This is a genomic window from Microbacterium sp. Cr-K20 (genome assembly GCF_000708325.1).
Taxonomy (GTDB): Bacteria; Actinomycetota; Actinomycetes; order Actinomycetales; family Microbacteriaceae; genus Microbacterium.
In genome coordinates this window covers 175,223-193,520 of sequence record NZ_JARE01000050.1, presented here as the reverse complement: position 1 = coordinate 193,520, position 18,298 = coordinate 175,223, and the positions used below count along the sequence as shown (strand labels likewise).

The following is an 18,298-nucleotide window of genomic DNA, read 5'->3' as shown; positions in this document are numbered from 1 at the left end:
GTGCGGTGTGGACGCGTCAGCAGCCGAGCGCCTCGGTGATCGGCACCGCCGTGGCGGCGTCGCCGTTGCCGAAACGGATCGTGCGGCCGATGGTGCACGGTCCGTGGAGCGATGCGGCGATGACCCCGGCGACGTCTGCCCGCGACACGGCTCCGCTGCCCGCTGGGTCGATCTGGATCCGCGCGGTCGGCTCGTCGAACGTGAGCGTGCCGGGAGCGAGGATCGTGCCTTCCAACCCGCTGCCGCGCAGATGCTCGTCGGCCGCCCACTTCGCATCCGCGTACGGGAAGAAGGAGTCGCCCTCCGGGACACCGTGATCGGCCGTGGATCCGAGCCACGACACCATCACGTAGCGGCGGACGCCCGCCCGCTCGGCCGCATCCATCGATCGCTGAGCGGCGTCACGATCCACCGCGTACGTGCGCTCCGGTGATCCGCCACCGGCACCGGCCGACCACACGACCGCGTCGTGCCCGCGGATGATCTCGGCGAGCTCGTCCACGTCGAGATTCTCGATATCCGCGACGAGGGCCTCGGCCCCCGTCGCTTCGACATCGGAGGCGTGCTCCGGGTTGCGGATCACGCCGGTGACCTCATCACCGCGAGCGACGAGCAGTGGCGCGAGCAGAAGGGCGATGCGGCCGTGGCCGCCGAAGACGATGATGCGCGACATACCCTCACCCTACGCGCCCCCTCCGACCTCAGCGCGGGGTCTGGTCGCTGTCGATCACGAACGCCTGCGGATGGCTCGGCAGGTAGCGGACGACCACCGGCTCGCCGCTCGTCAGGTAGACGTCGCGGTCCGGGTACACGGCGGGCGTGAAGAAGTTGCTCTCCAGCGTGTACTCGACGCCCTCGGCGGTCGTGAAGGTCACCCAGTCCCCCTCCAGTGTGCCGGTGGTCGGGCGGCCGTTGTCGTAGATGTAGGCCCGGGTCACGGGCACTCCGGTGAGACTGAGGATCCCGATCACGAGCGATCCGACCATGACCAGCGCCAGCACGCGGGCACCGATACGGACGACGCCGGCCCAGACCCGACCTCGCGGGTGCTCCGTGGGGTGCAGGAGGCCCTCCCGCTCCCGGATGCTCCGCAGCGCCTCACCCGGAACCGCACCCCGCGCCGACAGCGCGAACAGCCCGAGGGTCGAGAACCCCGCGATGAAGACCATGGCGTATCCGTGAGAGGCCGGGAAGTTCACCAGCCAGACGAGGGTGTCCATCGGGTTCATCGTGCCGTCTCCTTCTCGATGGTCACCGCGACGGTCTGCGGGTCCTCCCGGCGGTAGAACGCCCATACGGGAGCTCCCACCTGGAGATGCGGGATCGCCTGGGGGTAGACGAACACGGTCGTGTCGGCCTCCCACGTCGCCGCCCCTTCGGGTGCCATGAGCACGCGCAGCGCGAGTTCGCTCTGCCCCTCGCGACGTCGGCCCGTCGGCCGCACCTCGAGCACCGACGCGGGCACCTGCGTCCCGCTGGTGCGCGCCCGTACCTGGCGGGGGTCGATCAAGCCTCGGTCGATGCGCCACTGCAGCATCGCGTCGCGCACAGCGGGGTCGCTGAGGTCCGCGAGCTCGACCGTGTCCTGGTCGGTCACGCTGTAGCGCACCGGGACCGGAAGCCCCACCTGGAGCGTCGCGAGATCCGTGGGCTGCACGAGCGTACGGAGCTGCCCTATGAAGTCATCGGCCGCACCCGGGTTCACGCGGATGAAGAGGTCGTACTGCGGCACATCGTTGACCGTCATCCCGGTGCGGGTGACCTCGACGATCGTGCCGACCCCGATCTGCGCCTCACCGCGCGGGGTCCTGCGACGCGCCAGGCCCGACAGCATCCCGCCGAACGTCAGCAGCAGGCCCCACGCGACGCCGATGATGATCGGGCCGCCGAGGGTGTCCTCACCGGCGAACGGGAGGATCGAATGACGCTGATCCACGCCGAACAGCCCTTCGCCGACCCAGATGACGAGCCAGGCGGAGAGCAGCAGCCAGACGACGAGGAACACGATGCGGAGCATGCTGTTCAGCGTAGCCAGGCGCCGGTCTCCGCCCGAACACGGTTCCGTGTGCCGGGTCCCTCGTACGGCGGCACCGGGTCCTCTACACTCGGGTCAACGATGCCGACCCGAACGGTATCCCTCCCGACAGCAGGACGACGATGCCCACACCGCTGATCGAGCGCGAGATCACCGCGCCCGTCTCGCTCACGACTCCCGACGGGGCACTGAACCGCGATGCGCTCGGCTGGTCTCGAACGCCTCTGCACGACACATCCGGCATCCCCGGTCGAGGCCGCTGGGGGCGCAACAAGCGCTGGGAGTACTGGAACGTGATGACGCCGTCGCACATCATCGCGTTCACCGTGTCGTGCGTCGACTACCTGGCGCTGCACGAGGTCTGGGTACTCGACCGGGCGACCGGCGAGGACATCGGATCGACCGTGATCTCCCCCGGAGCGCGCTCCGCGACGCTGCCGCCATCGCTCGGGGACGGCCCGGTGCGGGCCCGGACCCGCCGCATCACGCTCGACGTCGACGAGGTGTTCGACGGCACGCGTCTGCGCGGCACCGCTCCTCGCGTGTCGTTCGACCTGCTCGCCGCCAGGCCGCCCGAGCACGAGTCACTCGGCGTGGTCGTGCCCTGGCGTCGGGGGGACGACATCCGCCGGTTCCAGTACACCGTGAAGGATGTGGCGCGGCCGACGACCGGCAGCATCGCCATCGACGGCACCGCCCACGACGTGCCGGTGGGCAGCTGGGCGGTGCTCGACCACGGACGCGGGCGCTGGCCGTATCAGGTGCGGTGGAACTGGGCCGCCGGTAGCGGCATCGTCGACGGCCGCACGATCGGGTTGCAGCTCGGCGCGAAGTGGACGGATGGCTCCGGGGCCACCGAGAACGCCCTGCTCGTCGACGGGCGCCTGTCGAAGATCAGCGAGGAACTCGTGTGGGACTACGACCCCGAGCAGTTCATGCGCCCCTGGCAGGTGCACGGTGCGACCACCGACCTCACGTTCACACCGTTCTACGACAAGATGTCACGTACGAATGCGCTGGTCATCGCGAGTCGGACCGATCAGCTGTTCGGCGTCTGGTCGGGTTGGGTGCACGACGACACGGGTACGCCGGTGCGCGTCGACGGCATCGAGGGCTTCGCCGAAGAGGTGCTCAACCGCTGGTGACGCTCGCCCCGGCGGACCGCAGCGCGCGCTGCACACCTTTCGCCGCCGAACGCCCGGCACGATTGGCGCCGATCGTGCTCGCCGACGGCCCGTAACCGACCAGCTGCACCCGCGGGTCGGCGACCGCGGTCGTGCCGCGGCCGTTCCGGTCGAGCTGGATGCCGCCGGCCGCGCTGCGCAAGTGCAGGGGCGCCAGGTGGCTGATGGCCGGACGGAAACCCGTGGCCCAGAGGATGACGTCGACGTGCTCGAAGCTGCCGTCGGCCCAGCGCACGCCGTCGGGCTCGATGCGCTCGAACATCGGGCGACGTGCGGCATAGGCGCCCAGACGCTCGGCTTCGCGTTCCTGCGGGCGCAGCATGAGTCCGGTGACGCTGACCACGCTCTCGGGAGGGAGTCCTGCGGCGACGCGCTGCTCGACCAGAGCGACCGCGGCCGCACCGGCTTCGGGCGTGAAGTCGTCGTTCCGCCACACGGGTTCCCGACGGGTGACCCAGAGCGTGTCGGTGATCGGGGCGAGGGCGCCGAGGAACTGCACCGCGGACGCCCCACCGCCCACCACGAGTACCCGCTTGCCGAGGAAGTGCTCGGGGCCGGGATAGTCGACCGTGTGCAGCTGCTCCCCGACGAAGGTCTCCATCCCGGGGTAGTGCGGGAGGAACGGATGCGACCACGTCCCCGTCGCGTTCACCAGCGTGCGGGTCGTCCACTCCCCCTCCCTCGCTCGCACGATCAGGAGTCCGTCTTCGTCCTCGACGCGTTCCACGTGCACCGGTCGGAGCACCGGGAGTGCATGCGTGCGCTCGTATGCCGCGAAGTAGTCGGGGACGGCCACGTTGGCACGGGCTCCGTCACGCGGCGGCGGCGTGTCGCCGGGCAACTCGGCGACACCGTGCACGTCGCGCATCGTCAGGGCGTCCCAGCGATGCTGCCAGGCGCCTCCAGGTCGCTCATCCGCGTCGAGGACGACGTGCGAGATGCCGAGCCGCGACAGGTGGAAGGACGCCGAGAGGCCGGCCTGCCCTGCGCCGATCACCAGACTGTCGAGGATGCTCACGAAGAACAGAACGCCCCGCCACTCCCGGTTGTTCCAGCCCGGTGACGACACTCCCGGGCGGCTGCCGCCGATTGGTGCTCGCGCGGATTCGTGTAGTACTCTTTTCAAGTTGCTCCGGCTTCTACGGAGCGGCATCTGGGCCTGTGGCGCAGCTGGTAGCGCACCTGCATGGCATGCAGGGGGTCAGGGGTTCGAGTCCCCTCAGGTCCACAACGAAACCCGCGAGAGATCGCGGGTTTTCTTGTTTTCCGGGGCCTTTCGAAGCTGCGATGATCACCGGGAGCGGCGGGGAACGTCGCCGTCATAGGCTGACGATATGAGCAGAACCGATCGCGCCAGTCTCCTCGTCCACGTCGGCCGCGACGAGACGTTCGCTGCCTTGACCAGCCGCGAAGCGCTGCTCACCTGGCTGCCTCCCCACGGGATGCACGGGCGGTTCGAACGCTTCGACATGCGTGAAGGCGGCTCGTATCGACTGGTTCTCACGTATGACGACCCCACCGACTCGCCGGGCAAGACCTCGGCCGACTCGGACGCCTCCGAGGTACGCGTCGCGCGGATCGTGCCGGGCGAGCTCATCGTGCAGGAGGTCGACTTCGACTCCGACGACCCGACGTTCCACGGCACTATGCGGATGGAGTGGCGTGTCCGCAGCGTGGCGGAGGGGACGGAGGTCGAGCTGACGGCCCGCGACGTGCCCGAGGGCGTCCGCGCCCGCGACCACGCGCAAGGACTGACATCGTCGCTGGCGAATCTCGCCGCGTATCTCGAGCCCTGATTCCCGGCGCCGTGGCTAGCGTGCGACTTCATGAGCGTCAACCCGGTTCATTCCGCACGCTCCAGGATCTAGCGTGAACGCACCTCGACGAAAGGATGCGATCATGTCGAACCCCATCATTCCTCCGGTCCCTCCCGTCCCCCACGATGACGATGCGGCCGACGTGCCCACCAGGGACGTCGACGGTGAGCGCGTCCTCGATCCGGATGTCGATGACGCTCTCGTCGACAGCGCCGAGGCCGATCGCGTCGCCGCGGGAGCGGACGAGGACGCAGACGCCACCGGGGTCTGAGCGGGCCCGAGCCGCACCACCCCGCTTAGACTTACTCCATGGCACCGGTGGCGGCGACGCGGTTCGGAAGGAGCTCATCGAGCATCTTCCGGGGTGTGCTGTCGGGTGTGCTGCTCGTCGCCGCGGTCATCATCGGGCTGCTGGGCATGCACACTCTGAATCCGCACGGGACCGCAGCGGCCGATGCACCGGCTGCACTGACGCTGACCGCTGTCGAGTCCTCCTCGGCGCACCACGGCACAGCTCAGGCGCATCCAACCGGGAGCCCCGCAGGCGCGGCCGATATGTCCTGCGCGGGTTGCAGCAGCGATGATCACACCGGGGCGGCGATGATGTGCATGCTCGCCCTTCTGCTCGTGCTCGTCCTCCTCATCGCGCCCGGAGTTCTCCGCAGCTGGTCGGGCACTCTGTTCCGGTCCCCCCTCATCGAGATCCTCACGGCACGGGTCCTCCCCCGCGCCCCCTCGCTTCACGTTCTCTGCATCAGTCGCACCTGAGCGGCTGTCGAGCCCGCGCTCTCGCGCACGGCTCCACACCTCTCACACACTCGCGCGCCGCCGCCCGGCGTGTGCGCCACGACTATGCCTATTGGAGAACACCCATGAAGATTCGTGCTGCGGCCACAACCGCACTCGCCCTGTCTGCCGTCCTGCTCATGTCCGGCTGTACGACCGGCACCGATGACGGATCCATGCCTGGCATGGATCACGGCTCGTCGCCGTCCGCGGGCGTCGGTGATGCCGACGTCATGTTCGCCTCGATGATGATCGTCCACCACGAGCAGGCGATCGAGATGAGCGACATCGTGCTCGCAGCGAGCGGGATCGATCCCGCGGTGACCGAGCTCGCAGAGCGGATCAAGGCCGCTCAGGGCCCGGAGATCGAACAGCTCGAAGGCTGGCTGGACGAATGGGACGTCAGCTCCGATGACCGCGACGCGAGTGGGATGGATCACGGAGACGGAATGATGAGCGAGGACGACCTGACCGCGCTGCGGGACGCGGAAGGCACCGCGGCCTCTCGCCTCTTCCTCGAGCAGATGATCATGCACCACGAGGGTGCCGTCGAGATGGCGCAGGCGCAGGTCGACGAGGGCAGCGACCCGGAAGCAGTCGAACTCGCCCAGACGATCATCGACGCGCAGACGGACGAGATCCAGGAGATGAAGGACCTCCTCACCGCCCTCTGACCCGTTCGGCGGCCGGTGTCGGTGCGCCCGGCACCGGCCCCACTCCGTATGAAGGACCACGCCATGAACCACGACACGTCCACCCTTTTCACATTGCCTCGACGACGCAAGCTGTCCGCAGTGCTCGCCGCACTCGCCGTCGCCGGCGTCGCCCTGGCCGGATGTACCGCGCCCACACCCGACGCCGACCCGGCGGCGGCGCAGGAGATCCTCGCATCGCATGAACTCGCTGGACTCGACGTCGGAGAGGTGATCGAACGACTCGAGGCGATGCCCGTCGCGGACCGACCGGATCGTCTGCTCGCGTCGGTGCAACCCGATGCTCTCGTGCTCCGCGACGAAAGCGGTCGGGAGAGCCGGCTGCCGATGCCCCGAGATACGGTGTACGTCTCGATCGCACCGTTCCGCGAGCGCACGCACGAGTGCCACTTCCACAGCCTTACGACGTGCCTCGGTGAGCTCTCCGATACCGAAGTACGGGTCAGCGTCACCTCTGAAGACGGCAAGACACTCGTCGAGGAGACCCGGCCCACCGAGGACAACGGCTTCATCGGCATCTGGGTGCCCCGGGACATCGAGGCGACGCTGACCGTCGAGAGCGAGGGCCTCACGGGTACCGTGCCCCTGTCGACCACTTCGCCGGACGACCGTACCTGCATCACCGATCTGCAGCTGCTCTGACCGGACGCTGTTCCGATCGGACGCTGCTCGGACGACTGGCCGACGCAGCGAAACGCCCAGGGGACCCAGAAGCGCACCCCCTCGAGCATCGAGGGGGTGCGCTTCTGTACGGCGTGGTGGAGACGGTCAGGTCGCCATCAGAGGCGGGCGGTGAGGAATCGTGATCGGACGGGTCGCGCGGCTGGAACCGCGCATCCTCTCGACGTCCTCGAGCACCTCGAACGCGGTCCCGTAGCGGGTGGCGAGCGGCAGGTCGCGGAGCCAGGTCACCTCGACCTCGGTCTCGGCCAGTTCGTAGACGCACGCGACCACATGGCGCGGATCGTTGGGTGAGTATCGAAGGTCGTTGATGACCCATTCCGACGCGGTGATGCGATTCAACATGAAGCGCGGATCGGGGAGTTCAGACATGCGGGGGCCCTCCAGGACTCTCTCGAGAAGAGCTTGCGCCCTCAGCGCTCCGAGAAGAAGCCCCTTGACAGCACCTGCGGAGGATGCGGGTCGGCTCAGCGGCCGGGGCGCACCGTCAGGTCGGTGATCTGTGCGTCCCGCGGAAGGTCGAGCGCCGTGAGGATGGTCGTGACCACGGCCTCCGGTGTGGCGTAGCGTTCCGCGTCGTATGCCTGGCCCTCCTGCTGGTGCACGCGCTCTTGCATCGGTGTCGCCGTGCGGCCGGGGTAGATCGAGGTCACCCGCACTCCGTGCGGCGCCTCCTCGGCGCGCAGGGCGTCGGCGAGTGCCCGGAGCCCGTGCTTGGACGCCGCATATGCCGACCATCCGGCGTTGGCGCGCAGGCCGGCGCCGGAGTTCACGAACACCACCTGCCCCTGCGACACGCGCAGCACCGGAAGGAGAAGCCGGGTGAGCTCCGCCGGAGCGATGAGGTTGACGGCGAGCTGCTGCTCCCACAGCGCGGCCGGCAGATCAGCGACGTCGCCGAGGTCGACGACGCCGGCGACATGCACCAGCGAATCGATGCGGTCGGGCAGCTGCTGCTTGGAGAGCGCCCACGACAGTCGCCCCGGCTGCGCGAGGTCGCCGACGATGACGGATGCCCCGGGAAGGTCTTCCGCGATCTGCTTGGCACGCCCTGCATCCCGAGCCATCGCCACGACGGCGTCGCCACGGTCCAGCAACCGGCGGGCGAGAACCGACCCGATGCCGGAACCCGCACCGGTGATCAGGTGCGTGGTCATGTCAGCTGGCGTCTGCCGCAGGCTCGGCCACGTCGATCGGAACGATCGGGCAGTCCTTCCAGAGGCGCTCGAGCCCGTAGTAGACGCGCTCCTCCTGGTGGAAGACGTGCACGATCAGGTCGCCGAAGTCGAGCAGCACCCAGCGGGCCTCCGCCCGCCCCTCACGACGCACGCGCTTGTGACCGGACTCGATCAGGCGGTCCTCGATCTCGTCCGCGATCGCGGCGACGTTGCGCTCGCTGTTTCCCGTCACGAGCAGGAAGATGTCGACGAGCGGCAGCGGCTCGGAGACGTTGAGCGCGACGAGATCCTCACCGCCCTTGTCGATGGCGGCTTGGGCTGCGAGGCGCAGCATCTCTTCGGCAGTTTCAGGTGATTGCATCAGATCATTTTCGTGGTGAAGGCGATGACGAGAACGACGCCGATCGCGAGGGCGAGTCCGCCGGCGATGATGGCGAGGGTCACCATCAGTCGGTTCCCCTTCTCGGGGGCAGGAGGTCGGATGACCTCTCCGGCCGGCTTGATGGTGCTGACGGCCGCACTCGCGGCGATCGGCGTGGGCGAGGATGCCGGCGGCAGCTCGCCATCGATGAGAACGGCGTCGACGTCCTTGCCGTCGGTGGTGCCGAGCGCATGGCCCTGCGAGCCCATGCCCTTCGGCAGCTCGTAGGAACCGGTGACGAGGATCTCTCCGGTCGACGCGACCGGGCCCGAGAGCGAGCCCTCCCCCGGCGACGGGGTGAAGATCAGCGCGTTGGGCGCGGAATGCTGTGACCCCGTCGAATCTCCCACGCCGATCAGCTCGTCGAACGATGGCCGGAAAGGCGTGTGCGCTTCGGGGGCGTCGGCGAGAAGGCCCTCTCCGAACGAAGAGTTGACGGTCGGACGCACGTCGTCGTCTTCATCGTCGTCGGCATCGTGCACGTCGGCGAGGACGTCACCGTCGGCAGCCTCGTCGCTGCCCTCGACGGGAAGTCCGAGCACCGCCTCGACATCGTCTTCGTCGACCGCGGCCTCTGCAGGGGTCTCGACGGCCTCGAGCGGGACGTCGCCGACCGTGTCGGCCGCGACTGCTGCGCTGACGGGGGCGACGGCGACCTCGTCATCCACATCGTCGTCCTCGTCATCGTCGACATCGACGGTCCGAGCGAAGTCCGGGACCCCGGAGACGAGCTCGACAGGGGCTTCTGCAGCGGCCACCGGGGGAGCTTCCTCCTGCTGCGGCGCCTCTTCTTCGACCTGCGCTGCGGCTGCTGCCTCGGCCTCATCGGCGGGCTCGGCGGATGGCACCGCTTCCGCTTCTTCGGCACCGATCACGGAGACGGAACCGGTGCGGGCCTTCTCCTGCTCGCGAACCTGGCGACGGGTCAGCGGGGCATCGCCGTTCGCTTCGTCGGTTACGGCGACCGGCACCGGTGCCGGTTCGATCTGGACGGGTTCCGCGGCACGGGGCAGCGGGGGCGCGGGGGGAGCCGCCTCGGCCGCCGCGGCGGCCTCCTCGCTGGAGATGACCGGGGTCGATCCCGTCAACCGGATCTCCCGCAACTGCTTGCGCGTCAGCGGACCCTGCCCTTGCTGATCCGATGTACTCATGCCTTGCTCCGATACAGGTGATGCTTCGCGATGTACTGAACGACCCCATCAGGGACCAGGTACCAGACCGGCTGATCGTCACGAACGCGTTCGCGGCAGTCCGTCGACGAGATCGACAGCGCCGGCACCTCGAGTTGGCTGACGTTGTCGCTCGGGAGGCCGTCAGTGCTCAGGACATGTCCAGGACGTGAGACCGCGACGAAGTGGGCCAACTCCCACAACTCATCATGGTCCCTCCAACTGAGAATTTGCGCCACGGCGTCGGCTCCCGTGATGAAGAAGAGCTCGGCGTCGGGTCGATCCCGCTTCAGATCGCGCAGGGTGTCGATCGTGTAGGTGGGGCCTTCGCGATCGATGTCGACCCGGCTCACCGTGAACTGCGGGTTCGAGGCGGTAGCGATCACGGTCATCAGATAGCGATGCTCGCTCGGCGAGACACCCGACTTCTGCCACGGATGCCCGGTCGGCACGAAGACGACCTCGTCGAGGCCGAAAGAGTTCGCGACCTCGCTCGCTGCGACCAGGTGGCCATGGTGGATGGGGTCGAACGTGCCGCCCATCACGCCGATGCGCGGGGGGCGCGTGGTCGCAGCGTCGTTCATGCGGGCCTAGTGGCCGTGTCCCGCCTCGTGGCCGTCTTTTCCGTGCTGCGCAGCCCATGCCTCGGCCTTCGCCGAGTGACGGTTGGCGACGTTCTTGTACGAGAACGTCACGAGGCCGAGCGCGCCGAACACGATCGCGGCGATGACCCCGAAGATCAGCGTCTCGAGCGCGACGTTGCCGTGGTGCTCGGTTTCGGCAGCGGCCATCGCGATCTGTGCGACGAGGTTCATCCTGGCTCCGTTTCGTGGCGTGCTGTTCGGGATCCTGCGGGGGTTACAGCGTCCCCCAGTCTAGCCCTCAGCCGCGCGTCTGCCCCGACCCACGCGCAAGCCATTTCGTGCTGGTCAGCTCGGAGAGCCCCATCGGTCCCCGCGCATGCAGCTTCTGGGTGGAGATGCCGACCTCCGCACCGAACCCGAACTCGCCTCCGTCGGTGAATCGCGTGGACGCGTTCACCATGACCACAGCCGAGTCCACCTCGGCGAGGAACCGCTCGGCATTGCGCGAATCCGTCGTGATGATCGACTCGGTGTGCCCCGTGCTGTACCGACGGATGTGCGCGAGGGCCTCGTCGAGCGAGTCGACGACCTTCATCGCGATGTCGAGGCTCAGATACTCGGTCTCCCAGTCCTCCTCGGTGGCGGGGATCACGTTCGACATGAGCCCCACGACCATGTCGTCGCCGTGGATCGCGACACCCTCGCTCTCGAGAGCACTGGCCACCAGCGGCACGAGACGCGGCGCGGCCTGACGGTGCACGAGGACCGTCTCGACGGCGTTGCACACGCTCGGACGCTGCACCTTGGCGTTCACGACGATGTCACGCGCCCAGTCGTCGGGGGCGGTCTCGTCGAGGAAGATGTGGACGTTGCCCGCCCCGGTCTCGATGACGGGCACGGTCGACTCCGTCACCACGGTCTCGATGAGGCCCGCACTCCCCCGCGGGATCAGCACATCGATGAAGCCGCGACCGTGCATGAGCGCCTTCGCGCCGTCGCGGCCGAAGTCGTCGACGGTCTGGATCGCCTCCGCCGTGAGTCCGGCGCCCTCGACCGCCGCGCGCATGATGTCCACGAGCACGGCGTTGGAGTCGTGGGCGGCGCTGCCACCGCGCAGCACCACGGCGTTGCCCGATCGCAACGCGAGCGCGGCGATGTCGACGGTCACGTTGGGCCGGGCTTCGTAGATCGCACCGACCACACCGAAGGGGACCCGCACCTGCTCGAGCGCCACGCCGTTGGGCATGCGGTGACCGCCGACCACGCGCCCGACGGGGTCCGGGAGAGCGGCGACCTCCCGGACGGCGGCAGCCAGAGCCGCGACCCGCTTCTCGTCGAGTCGCAGCCGATCGATCAGGGACTCACCGATGCCGTCTTGCTGACCGCGCGAGATGTCACGACCGTTCGCCTCGATGATGCGCGGCGCGTCCGCCAGGAGCGCCAGCGCGATCGCTTCGAGCACACGAGCCTTGTCAGCGCTGGTCAGGGCCGCGGTGGCGCGGGAGGCCTCTTTGGCGCGCTCCAGGCGCGCCTGCGGGGTCTGGTCGGTCATCCGTCCAGTTTATGAGGTGGCGGGTTCGAACCAGGTTCCTATTTCGGCGCCGGAGAGCGCCTTGTCCACCAGATCTGCGCTGGTGACGAGCACGCCGATGCCGGACGCCGCGGCCAGGCGCGCCGCCGAGACCTTGGTCGCCGCTCCGCCGGTGCCGACGCTGTTGACCACCGTCGCACCGAATTCGAGCCCGGTGAGATCGGCGTCGGGGGCGACGATGTCGATCGGCTCCGCACCCGGATCCGTCGGCGGCTTCGTGTACAGCGACTCGATGTCGCTCAGGAGGATGAGCGCGTCGGCCTCGATCAGCTGCGCGACCAGGGCGCCCAGACGATCGTTGTCTCCGAACCGGATCTCCTGCGTCGCGACCGTGTCGTTCTCGTTGACGATCGGCAGAGTCCGCAGACCGAGCAGTCGCTCCATCGCACGCCGTGCGTTCGAGCGTGAGGTGGGGTGTTCCAGGTCGCCGGTGGTGAGGAGGACTTGACCGGCGACGATGTCGAACGGGCGAAGCGACTCCTGGTACCGGTACATGAGGATGTTCTGCCCTACGGCCGCCGCCGCCTGCTGGGTGGCGAGGTCGTTCGGCCGCGAGTCCAGACGCAGGAACGGGATCCCGGACGCGATCGCGCCGGAGGACACCAGCACGACCTCGGCCCCGCGTGCGTGCGCTGCGGCGAGGGCCTCGACGATCACAGGGATGCGCCACGACGACTCGCCGCTGATCGAGGACGAACCGACCTTGACGACGATTCGCGAGGCGGTCGCCAGATCAGCGCGGGTGCGTGCGGTCACTCGCCGTCCTCGCGGTACGCGGCCAGGCGCTGGGTCTCCACCTCAGCACGAGCCTCGGCCTTGGCATCCATGCGCTCGTAGTACTGCTCGCGGCGCTCCGACGTCGTCCGGCGCGAGTTGGGCGCCAGTCGGGGGTCGGTACCACGGGGAGCGCTCATGAGCTCTGCCGCCGAGGTCATCGTGGGTTCCCAGTCGAAGACGATGCTGTCGCCCTCGCCGATCACGACGGTCGACCCCTGCACCGCACCGAGGCGGAAGAGTTCGTCCTCGACGCCGAGCTTCTCGAGGCGATCCGCGAGGTAGCCCACAGCCTCTTCGTTCTGGAAGTCGGTCTGCTGAACCCAACGCACCGGCTTCTCTCCCATGATCCGGTAGACGTTGCCGTAGGTGCCACCCTCGACGCGGATGGTGAAGCCCTTCTTGGAGCCACGCGGGCGGATGACGACGCGCTCCGGCGGCGTCTCCAGCGCGGCTTCGGCGCGGGCCTTCTCGACGAGCTCGCCCAGCGCGAACGTCAGCGGACGCAGCCCCTCGTGCGAGACCGTGGAGATCTCGAACACACGGAAGCCGCGCGCTTCGAGATCGGGGCGCACCAGTTCGGCGAGGTCGCGCGCCTCGGGCACGTCGATCTTGTTCAGTGCGACGAACTGCGGGCGCTCGAGGAGAGGGGTCTGCCCCTCGGGCACCTCGTAGGCGCCGAGCTCGGCGAGGATGACATCGAGGTCGGAGATCGGGTCGCGCCCGGGCTCGAGGGTGGCGCAGTCGAGGACGTGCAGCAGGGCGGAGCAGCGCTCGACATGGCGGAGGAACTCGAGTCCGAGGCCGCGCCCCTCGCTCGCGCCCTCGATGAGGCCGGGCACGTCGGCGACCGTGTAGCGGAAGTCTCCGACCTGCACGACGCCGAGGTTGGGGTGCAGGGTGGTGAACGGGTAGTCGGCGATCTTGGGCCGAGCGGCCGAGATCGCGCCGATCAGACTCGACTTGCCGGCAGACGGGTAGCCGACGAGCGCGATGTCGGCGACGGTCTTCAGCTCGAGGACGACGTCGCCCTCGTATCCGGGCGTACCCAGAAGTGCGAAGCCGGGCGCCTTGCGCTTCGGAGTGGCGAGGGCGGCGTTGCCGAGCCCGCCCATCCCGCCCTTGGCGACGACGAACCGCTCGCCGGGGATGATCATGTCGATCAGGACCTCGCCCGCGGTGTTCTTCACCACGGTGCCCACCGGCACCGGGAGTTCGAGCGTCTCGCCGAGGAAACCGGAGCGGTGGTCGCCCATGCCGGGGCCGCCGTTGCCCGAGGAACGGTGCGGAGAGTGGTGGTACGAGAGCAGCGTGCCGGTCTGCGGGTCGGCGACGAGCACGATGTCGCCGCCGTCGCCGCCGTTTCCGCCGTCGGGGCCGCCGAGGGGCTTGAACTTCTCGCGGTGCACGGAGACGCAACCGCCGCCGCCCTTACCCGCACGCAGGTGCAGTGTGACGGTGTCGACGAACGTGACCATGTGCGGGTTCCCCTGGGTTCCTGTTTATGACGGTGTGCAGATACACGGACGGGGCGAGCCGAAGCCCGCCCCGAACCGGATGACTAGTGTCGTGCTGAGATCACTCAGCTGCAGCGACGATGTTGACGACCTTGCGGCCGCCCTTCGCTCCGAACTGGACCGCACCGGCGGCCAGAGCGAACAGCGTGTCGTCGCCACCACGGCCGACGTTGACGCCGGGGTGGAAGTGCGTGCCGCGCTGGCGGACGATGATCTCGCCGGCGAGGACCTGCTGACCACCGAAGCGCTTCACGCCGAGGCGCTGAGCGTTGGAGTCACGACCGTTACGGGTGGAGCTTGCGCCCTTTTTATGTGCCATGTCCTAGTCCCCTCTGGCTTACTTGATGCCGGTGATCTTGACGCGCGTGAGCTCCTGACGGTGGCCCTGGCGCTTCTTGTAACCGGTCTTGTTCTTGTACTTCTGGATGATGATCTTCGGGCCGCGGAGGTTGCCGATGACCTCAGCCGTGACCTTGACCTTCGCCAGCGAGTCAGCGTCGGTGGTCACCGTGGCGCCGTCGACGAGCAGCACTGCGGCCAGCTCGATCTTCTCGCCCTGGGCAGCCTTGACACGGTCGAGCTGAACGATCGTGCCGACCTCGACCTTCTCCTGCCGCCCACCGGCGCGCACTACTGCGTAAACCACTTCATACCTGTTTCGTTGGGGAGCTCGCGGCTCCGAGATCTCACGGGAAGACTGTTGCTTGCATGCACCGTGGAACGGCGGGCGCGAACGCAAGACTCTCCGCTTCGACCGACGAGGACGACGCGGCATACGCACCAAGGGACTACTTTACCGGATGTGGGTCGGTGTCGCAAAGCGAAGCCGCTCCCGCTCCCCCGCGTGTCGCGCCCCGGCCGCCAACGCCGGGAGCAGTCGTAGGCTGACGAGGTGACCGTACTCGTCGACGACCCCCTCTGGCCCGCCCACGGACGCCTGTGGGCGCACCTGGTCAGCGACGAGAGCCTCGACGAACTGCACACCTTCGCGAAGGCGAACGACGTGCCGGCGCGCGCCTTCGACCTCGACCATTACGACGTGCCGGAGGAGATGATCCCCCGGCTCGTCATCGCCGGCGCCCGCCCGGTCAAGGGCAAGGAGCTGGTGCGACGCCTGATCGCCTCAGGACTCCGAGTCCGCGGCCGCGACCGGCGCTGACGGCTCGTTGTTCACCGACACCGGGGTGCCGGTGAGTGCAGCAGTGCTCACCCGACGGCGACCTCGGCCCTGACCCGGAGCCTTCGGCTCCGGAAGGGCGTCGAGAACCGAGTCGAGCAGCTGCTCCGCCGGCGACTTCGGTGCCGAACGATCGCCACCGCGCTTCTTGCGGGCCTTCTTGGGCCGTTCGGCCGCCGTCGGCGCCTCGGACGCTGCCGGGGTGGTCTCCGCCTCTGCAGCGCCTTCCGCGGCCGGAACGATGGTGGAGGCCGCGATCTGAGCCAGCGCCGACTTGGCACCCTCGGTGATGCTGTGGGTCACGCTCGGAGCCGCAGGCGCGTTCTGACTCTGGCCGTTGCCGCCGTTGTTTCCGTTGCCGCCGCGCTGACGACGACTGCTCTGGCCGTTGCCGTTGCTGCTGCCGCCGTTGTTGCTGGAGCGGTGCTTCACGACCGGATCGTGGTGCACGATGACACCGCGGCCGGCGCAGACCTCGCAGGCCTCGCTGAAGGTCTCGAGGAGTCCGAGTCCGAGCTTCTTGCGGGTCATCTGCACGAGCCCGAGCGAGGTGACCTCGGCAACCTGGTGCTTCGTCCGGTCGCGGCTCAGGCATTCGATCAGACGGCGGAGCACGAGGTCACGGTTGGACTCGAGCACCATGTCGATGAAGTCGACGACGATGATGCCGCCGATGTCGCGCAGTCGCAGCTGGCGGACGATCTCCTCCGCGGCCTCGAGGTTGTTCTTGGTGACCGTCTCCTCGAGGTTTCCGCCGGAGCCGACGAACTTTCCGGTGTTGACGTCGACGACGGTCATCGCCTCGGTACGGTCGATCACGAGCGAACCGCCCGACGGGAGCCAGACCTTGCGGTCGAGGGCCTTCTCGATCTGCTCCGTGATGCGGAACGCGTCGAACGGGTCGGCCTCCTCCTCGTATGCCTCGACACGCTCGAGCAGGTCGGGCGCGACGCTCTCCAGGTAGGCGCGGATGGTCTGCTGCGCGTCCTCACCCTGGATCAGCATCTTGGTGAAGTCCTCGTTGAAGACGTCGCGGACGATCTTCACGAGCAGGTCGGGCTCTGCATGCAGGAGGGCAGGTGCCTGCTGGTTCTCGACCTGCTTCTGGACGTGCTCCCACTGCGCGGTGAGGCGCTGCACATCGCGCGTGAGCTGGTCCTCGGTCGCGCCCTCGGCCGCGGTGCGCACGATCACGCCGGACGACTCGGGGAGGACCTCCTTGAGGATCCGCTTGAGTCGCGCGCGCTCGTTGTCGGGAAGCTTGCGGCTGATGCCGTTCATCGAGCCGCCGGGCACGTAGACCAGGTAGCGGCCGGGAAGGGAGATCTGGCTGGTGAGGCGGGCGCCCTTGTGTCCGACCGGGTCCTTGGTGACCTGCACGAGCACGCGATCGCCGGGCTTGAGCGCGAGCTCGATGCGCCGCGGCTGGTTGCCGGTCTCCACGCCGTCCCAGTCGACCTCACCGGAGTACAGCACGGCGTTGCGGCCACGGCCGATGTCGACGAACGCGGCCTCCATGCTCGGCAGCACGTTCTGGACGCGGCCGAGGTACACGTTGCCGATCAGCGAGGCGTCCTGGTTGCGGGCGACGTAGTGCTCGACGAGGACGCCGTCCTCGAGGACGCCGATCTGCGTGCGGCCGTTCTTCGAGCGCACGACCATCTTGCGGTCGACGGACTCGCGACGCGCGAGGAACTCGGCCTCGGTGACGACCGGACGGCGGCGACCCGCGTCGCGTCCGTCGCGGCGACGCTGCTTCTTCGCCTCGAGCCGGGTGGAACCCTTGATGGCCTTCGGCTCGGTGATGTACTCGACGACGCGCTGACGCTGACGCGGCTCTTCACGCTGGTCGTCCCCGTCGGATCCGCCACGGCGACGGCCACGACCGCGGCCACGACCCGACGACTCGTCCTGCGACTGCTCGCGCTCGGCGATGCGGTCGAAGATGCGCTCTCCGCGGTCGGGCCGTGCAGGCAGCGGGGTGATCTCGGGCGCGTAGAAGTGCAGTTGCGTGGAGACCTGCGACACGAAGACCTCGGGAAGCAGACCGAGCGACACGGCGGTCACCACGGCCGGAGCCTCGGGAGCAGCCGGGGCCGTCTCGGCGACAGGCGTCTCGACGGTGGAGTCCTCGGCAGCGGTCTCAGTGACGGCCGCTCCTTCGGCCGGAGCGTCGGGGACAGCGCTCTCCTCGACGATCGCCTCGACGTCGGCATCCGAGGGAGCCACGGCATCGCCGCTCTCCGCCGCAGCGTCTGCCTCGACCTCGGATCCGGAAGCGTTAGCAGCCTCAGCAGCGATCACCGCGGCAGCCTCGTCGTCGGCAGCGGCATCCGCGGCCGCACCCGCCGCAGCGTCGTCCGCAGCGGCGGCTGCGTCTTCGGCGGCCGCGTAACCGGCGGCGACATCATCGGCGGCAGCGTCGGCCGCGACCTCTGCGGCATCCGATGCGGCGTCGTCCTCGTTCGCCGGCCCCTTCGGGTCGTCGGCGTCGGGAGCGGTGGGCTCCGTCAGCGGCTCCGCGGCGTCAGCCGGGAAGTCGAGGGTAGGTACGTTGTTGTCATTGTTCTCATCGGCCATCTCTGGCTTACTCCCTGCACGGGGCACTGGTGCTCCGTGAAATCTCATGCGGTACCCGCGGGTTCCGCGAACTCACTCGGTGTGCGACCGG

General features: G+C 68.7%; 23 protein-coding genes and 1 tRNA gene. 8 read left to right on the top strand and 16 right to left on the bottom strand.

The annotated features are described in order from the left end of the window. Positions 1-16: 16 nt before the first annotated feature. Genes GZ67_RS0111755 through GZ67_RS0111745 form a run of 3 tightly spaced genes read right to left on the bottom strand, consistent with a single transcriptional unit; the run spans position 17 to position 2,017 of the window. On the bottom strand, positions 17-673 hold the full coding sequence (locus GZ67_RS0111755) for an SDR family oxidoreductase (protein WP_029261686.1): 657 nt from the start codon (positions 671-673) through the stop codon (positions 17-19). A gap of 28 nt (positions 674-701) precedes the next feature. Beyond that, the gene (locus GZ67_RS0111750; RefSeq protein WP_029261685.1) at positions 702-1,229 is read right to left on the bottom strand and encodes a hypothetical protein; all 528 of its coding nucleotides are present in this window, start codon (positions 1,227-1,229) and stop codon (positions 702-704) included. Further along, a complete protein-coding gene (locus tag GZ67_RS0111745; RefSeq protein WP_029261684.1) occupies positions 1,226-2,017 on the bottom strand; it encodes a hypothetical protein in 792 nt (263 codons plus the stop codon). The genes GZ67_RS0111750 and GZ67_RS0111745 overlap by 4 nt, the downstream gene beginning before the upstream one ends. Positions 2,018-2,157: 140 nt before the next feature. On the opposite strand from GZ67_RS0111745, the gene GZ67_RS0111740 reads away from it, so the two are divergent. Next, positions 2,158-3,180, top strand: coding sequence for a DUF2804 domain-containing protein (locus GZ67_RS0111740; RefSeq protein ID WP_029261683.1), 1,023 nt, complete (start codon positions 2,158-2,160; stop codon positions 3,178-3,180). Here the strand turns inward: GZ67_RS0111740 and GZ67_RS0111735 are convergent. Then, positions 3,167-4,237: an NAD(P)-binding domain-containing protein gene (locus GZ67_RS0111735; protein ID WP_029261682.1), complete on the bottom strand. Its 1,071-nt coding sequence runs from the start codon at positions 4,235-4,237 to the stop codon at positions 3,167-3,169. The genes GZ67_RS0111740 and GZ67_RS0111735 overlap by 14 nt on opposite strands. Before the next feature lie 137 nt (positions 4,238-4,374). On the opposite strand from GZ67_RS0111735, the gene GZ67_RS0111730 reads away from it, so the two are divergent. The 6 genes from GZ67_RS0111730 to GZ67_RS0111705 all read left to right on the top strand — a co-directional run bounded on the left by GZ67_RS0111730 (position 4,375) and on the right by GZ67_RS0111705 (position 7,177). Next, positions 4,375-4,447: transfer RNA gene (locus tag GZ67_RS0111730), tRNA-Ala, on the top strand. A gap of 106 nt (positions 4,448-4,553) precedes the next feature. Continuing rightward, positions 4,554-5,015, top strand: a complete 462-nt coding sequence (locus GZ67_RS0111725; protein ID WP_029261681.1) for an SRPBCC domain-containing protein — start codon at positions 4,554-4,556, stop codon at positions 5,013-5,015. 103 nt (positions 5,016-5,118) lie between these two features. Next, on the top strand, positions 5,119-5,307 hold the full coding sequence (locus GZ67_RS0111720; RefSeq protein WP_029261680.1) for a hypothetical protein: 189 nt from the start codon (positions 5,119-5,121) through the stop codon (positions 5,305-5,307). Positions 5,308-5,345: 38 nt separating this feature from the next. Continuing rightward, positions 5,346-5,804 carry a DUF6153 family protein gene (locus GZ67_RS0111715; RefSeq protein ID WP_231481786.1) on the top strand — a complete coding sequence of 153 codons (459 nt, stop codon included), beginning with the start codon at positions 5,346-5,348 and terminating at the stop codon, positions 5,802-5,804. A 104-nt stretch (positions 5,805-5,908) separates the two neighbouring features. Then, positions 5,909-6,496, top strand: a complete 588-nt coding sequence (locus GZ67_RS0111710; protein WP_029261678.1) for a DUF305 domain-containing protein — start codon at positions 5,909-5,911, stop codon at positions 6,494-6,496. A 63-nt stretch (positions 6,497-6,559) separates the two neighbouring features. Beyond that, on the top strand, positions 6,560-7,177 hold the full coding sequence (locus GZ67_RS0111705; RefSeq protein ID WP_029261677.1) for a CueP family metal-binding protein: 618 nt from the start codon (positions 6,560-6,562) through the stop codon (positions 7,175-7,177). 126 nt (positions 7,178-7,303) lie between these two features. On the opposite strand, the gene GZ67_RS0111700 is transcribed toward GZ67_RS0111705, so the two are convergent. The 11 genes from GZ67_RS0111700 to rplU form a co-directional block, all read right to left on the bottom strand. Beyond that, a complete protein-coding gene (locus GZ67_RS0111700) occupies positions 7,304-7,588 on the bottom strand; it encodes a hypothetical protein (protein ID WP_029261676.1) in 285 nt (94 codons plus the stop codon). A 95-nt stretch (positions 7,589-7,683) separates the two neighbouring features. Then, a complete protein-coding gene (locus GZ67_RS0111695) occupies positions 7,684-8,373 on the bottom strand; it encodes an SDR family oxidoreductase (protein ID WP_029261675.1) in 690 nt (229 codons plus the stop codon). Between the two features lies 1 nt (position 8,374). After that, entirely contained in the window at positions 8,375-8,755 is a 381-nt protein-coding gene (gene rsfS / locus GZ67_RS0111690; protein WP_029261674.1) for a ribosome silencing factor, read from the bottom strand. Continuing rightward, the gene (locus tag GZ67_RS0111685; protein WP_029261673.1) at positions 8,755-9,966 is read right to left on the bottom strand and encodes a hypothetical protein; all 1,212 of its coding nucleotides are present in this window, start codon (positions 9,964-9,966) and stop codon (positions 8,755-8,757) included. Before GZ67_RS0111685 ends, rsfS begins: the two co-directional genes overlap by 1 nt. Next, entirely contained in the window at positions 9,963-10,568 is a 606-nt protein-coding gene (nadD, locus tag GZ67_RS0111680) for a nicotinate-nucleotide adenylyltransferase (protein ID WP_029261672.1), read from the bottom strand. The genes GZ67_RS0111685 and nadD overlap by 4 nt, the downstream gene beginning before the upstream one ends. A gap of 6 nt (positions 10,569-10,574) precedes the next feature. Next, positions 10,575-10,799: a hypothetical protein gene (locus GZ67_RS0111675; RefSeq protein ID WP_029261671.1), complete on the bottom strand. Its 225-nt coding sequence runs from the start codon at positions 10,797-10,799 to the stop codon at positions 10,575-10,577. Between the two features lie 67 nt (positions 10,800-10,866). After that, entirely contained in the window at positions 10,867-12,120 is a 1,254-nt protein-coding gene (locus GZ67_RS0111670; protein ID WP_029261670.1) for a glutamate-5-semialdehyde dehydrogenase, read from the bottom strand. 9 nt (positions 12,121-12,129) lie between these two features. Next, a complete protein-coding gene (proB, locus tag GZ67_RS0111665) occupies positions 12,130-12,915 on the bottom strand; it encodes a glutamate 5-kinase (protein ID WP_029261669.1) in 786 nt (261 codons plus the stop codon). Further along, the gene (gene obgE / locus GZ67_RS0111660) at positions 12,912-14,411 is read right to left on the bottom strand and encodes a GTPase ObgE (RefSeq protein ID WP_029261668.1); all 1,500 of its coding nucleotides are present in this window, start codon (positions 14,409-14,411) and stop codon (positions 12,912-12,914) included. Before obgE ends, proB begins: the two co-directional genes overlap by 4 nt. 100 nt (positions 14,412-14,511) lie before the next feature. Continuing rightward, a complete protein-coding gene (rpmA, locus tag GZ67_RS0111655) occupies positions 14,512-14,769 on the bottom strand; it encodes a 50S ribosomal protein L27 (RefSeq protein ID WP_028501603.1) in 258 nt (85 codons plus the stop codon). Between the two features lie 18 nt (positions 14,770-14,787). Further along, on the bottom strand, positions 14,788-15,096 hold the full coding sequence (rplU, locus tag GZ67_RS0111650) for a 50S ribosomal protein L21 (protein WP_028501602.1): 309 nt from the start codon (positions 15,094-15,096) through the stop codon (positions 14,788-14,790). A 246-nt stretch (positions 15,097-15,342) separates the two neighbouring features. Here rplU and GZ67_RS0111645 point away from each other — a divergent pair, with 246 nt between their 5' ends. Further along, on the top strand, positions 15,343-15,609 hold the full coding sequence (locus GZ67_RS0111645) for a DUF4031 domain-containing protein (protein ID WP_029261667.1): 267 nt from the start codon (positions 15,343-15,345) through the stop codon (positions 15,607-15,609). On the opposite strand, the gene GZ67_RS0111640 is transcribed toward GZ67_RS0111645, so the two are convergent. Then, positions 15,574-18,207, bottom strand: a complete 2,634-nt coding sequence (locus GZ67_RS0111640; protein WP_029261666.1) for an Rne/Rng family ribonuclease — start codon at positions 18,205-18,207, stop codon at positions 15,574-15,576. The two genes, GZ67_RS0111645 and GZ67_RS0111640, sit on opposite strands and share 36 nt — an antisense overlap. Between the last annotated feature and the right edge of the window lie 91 nt (positions 18,208-18,298).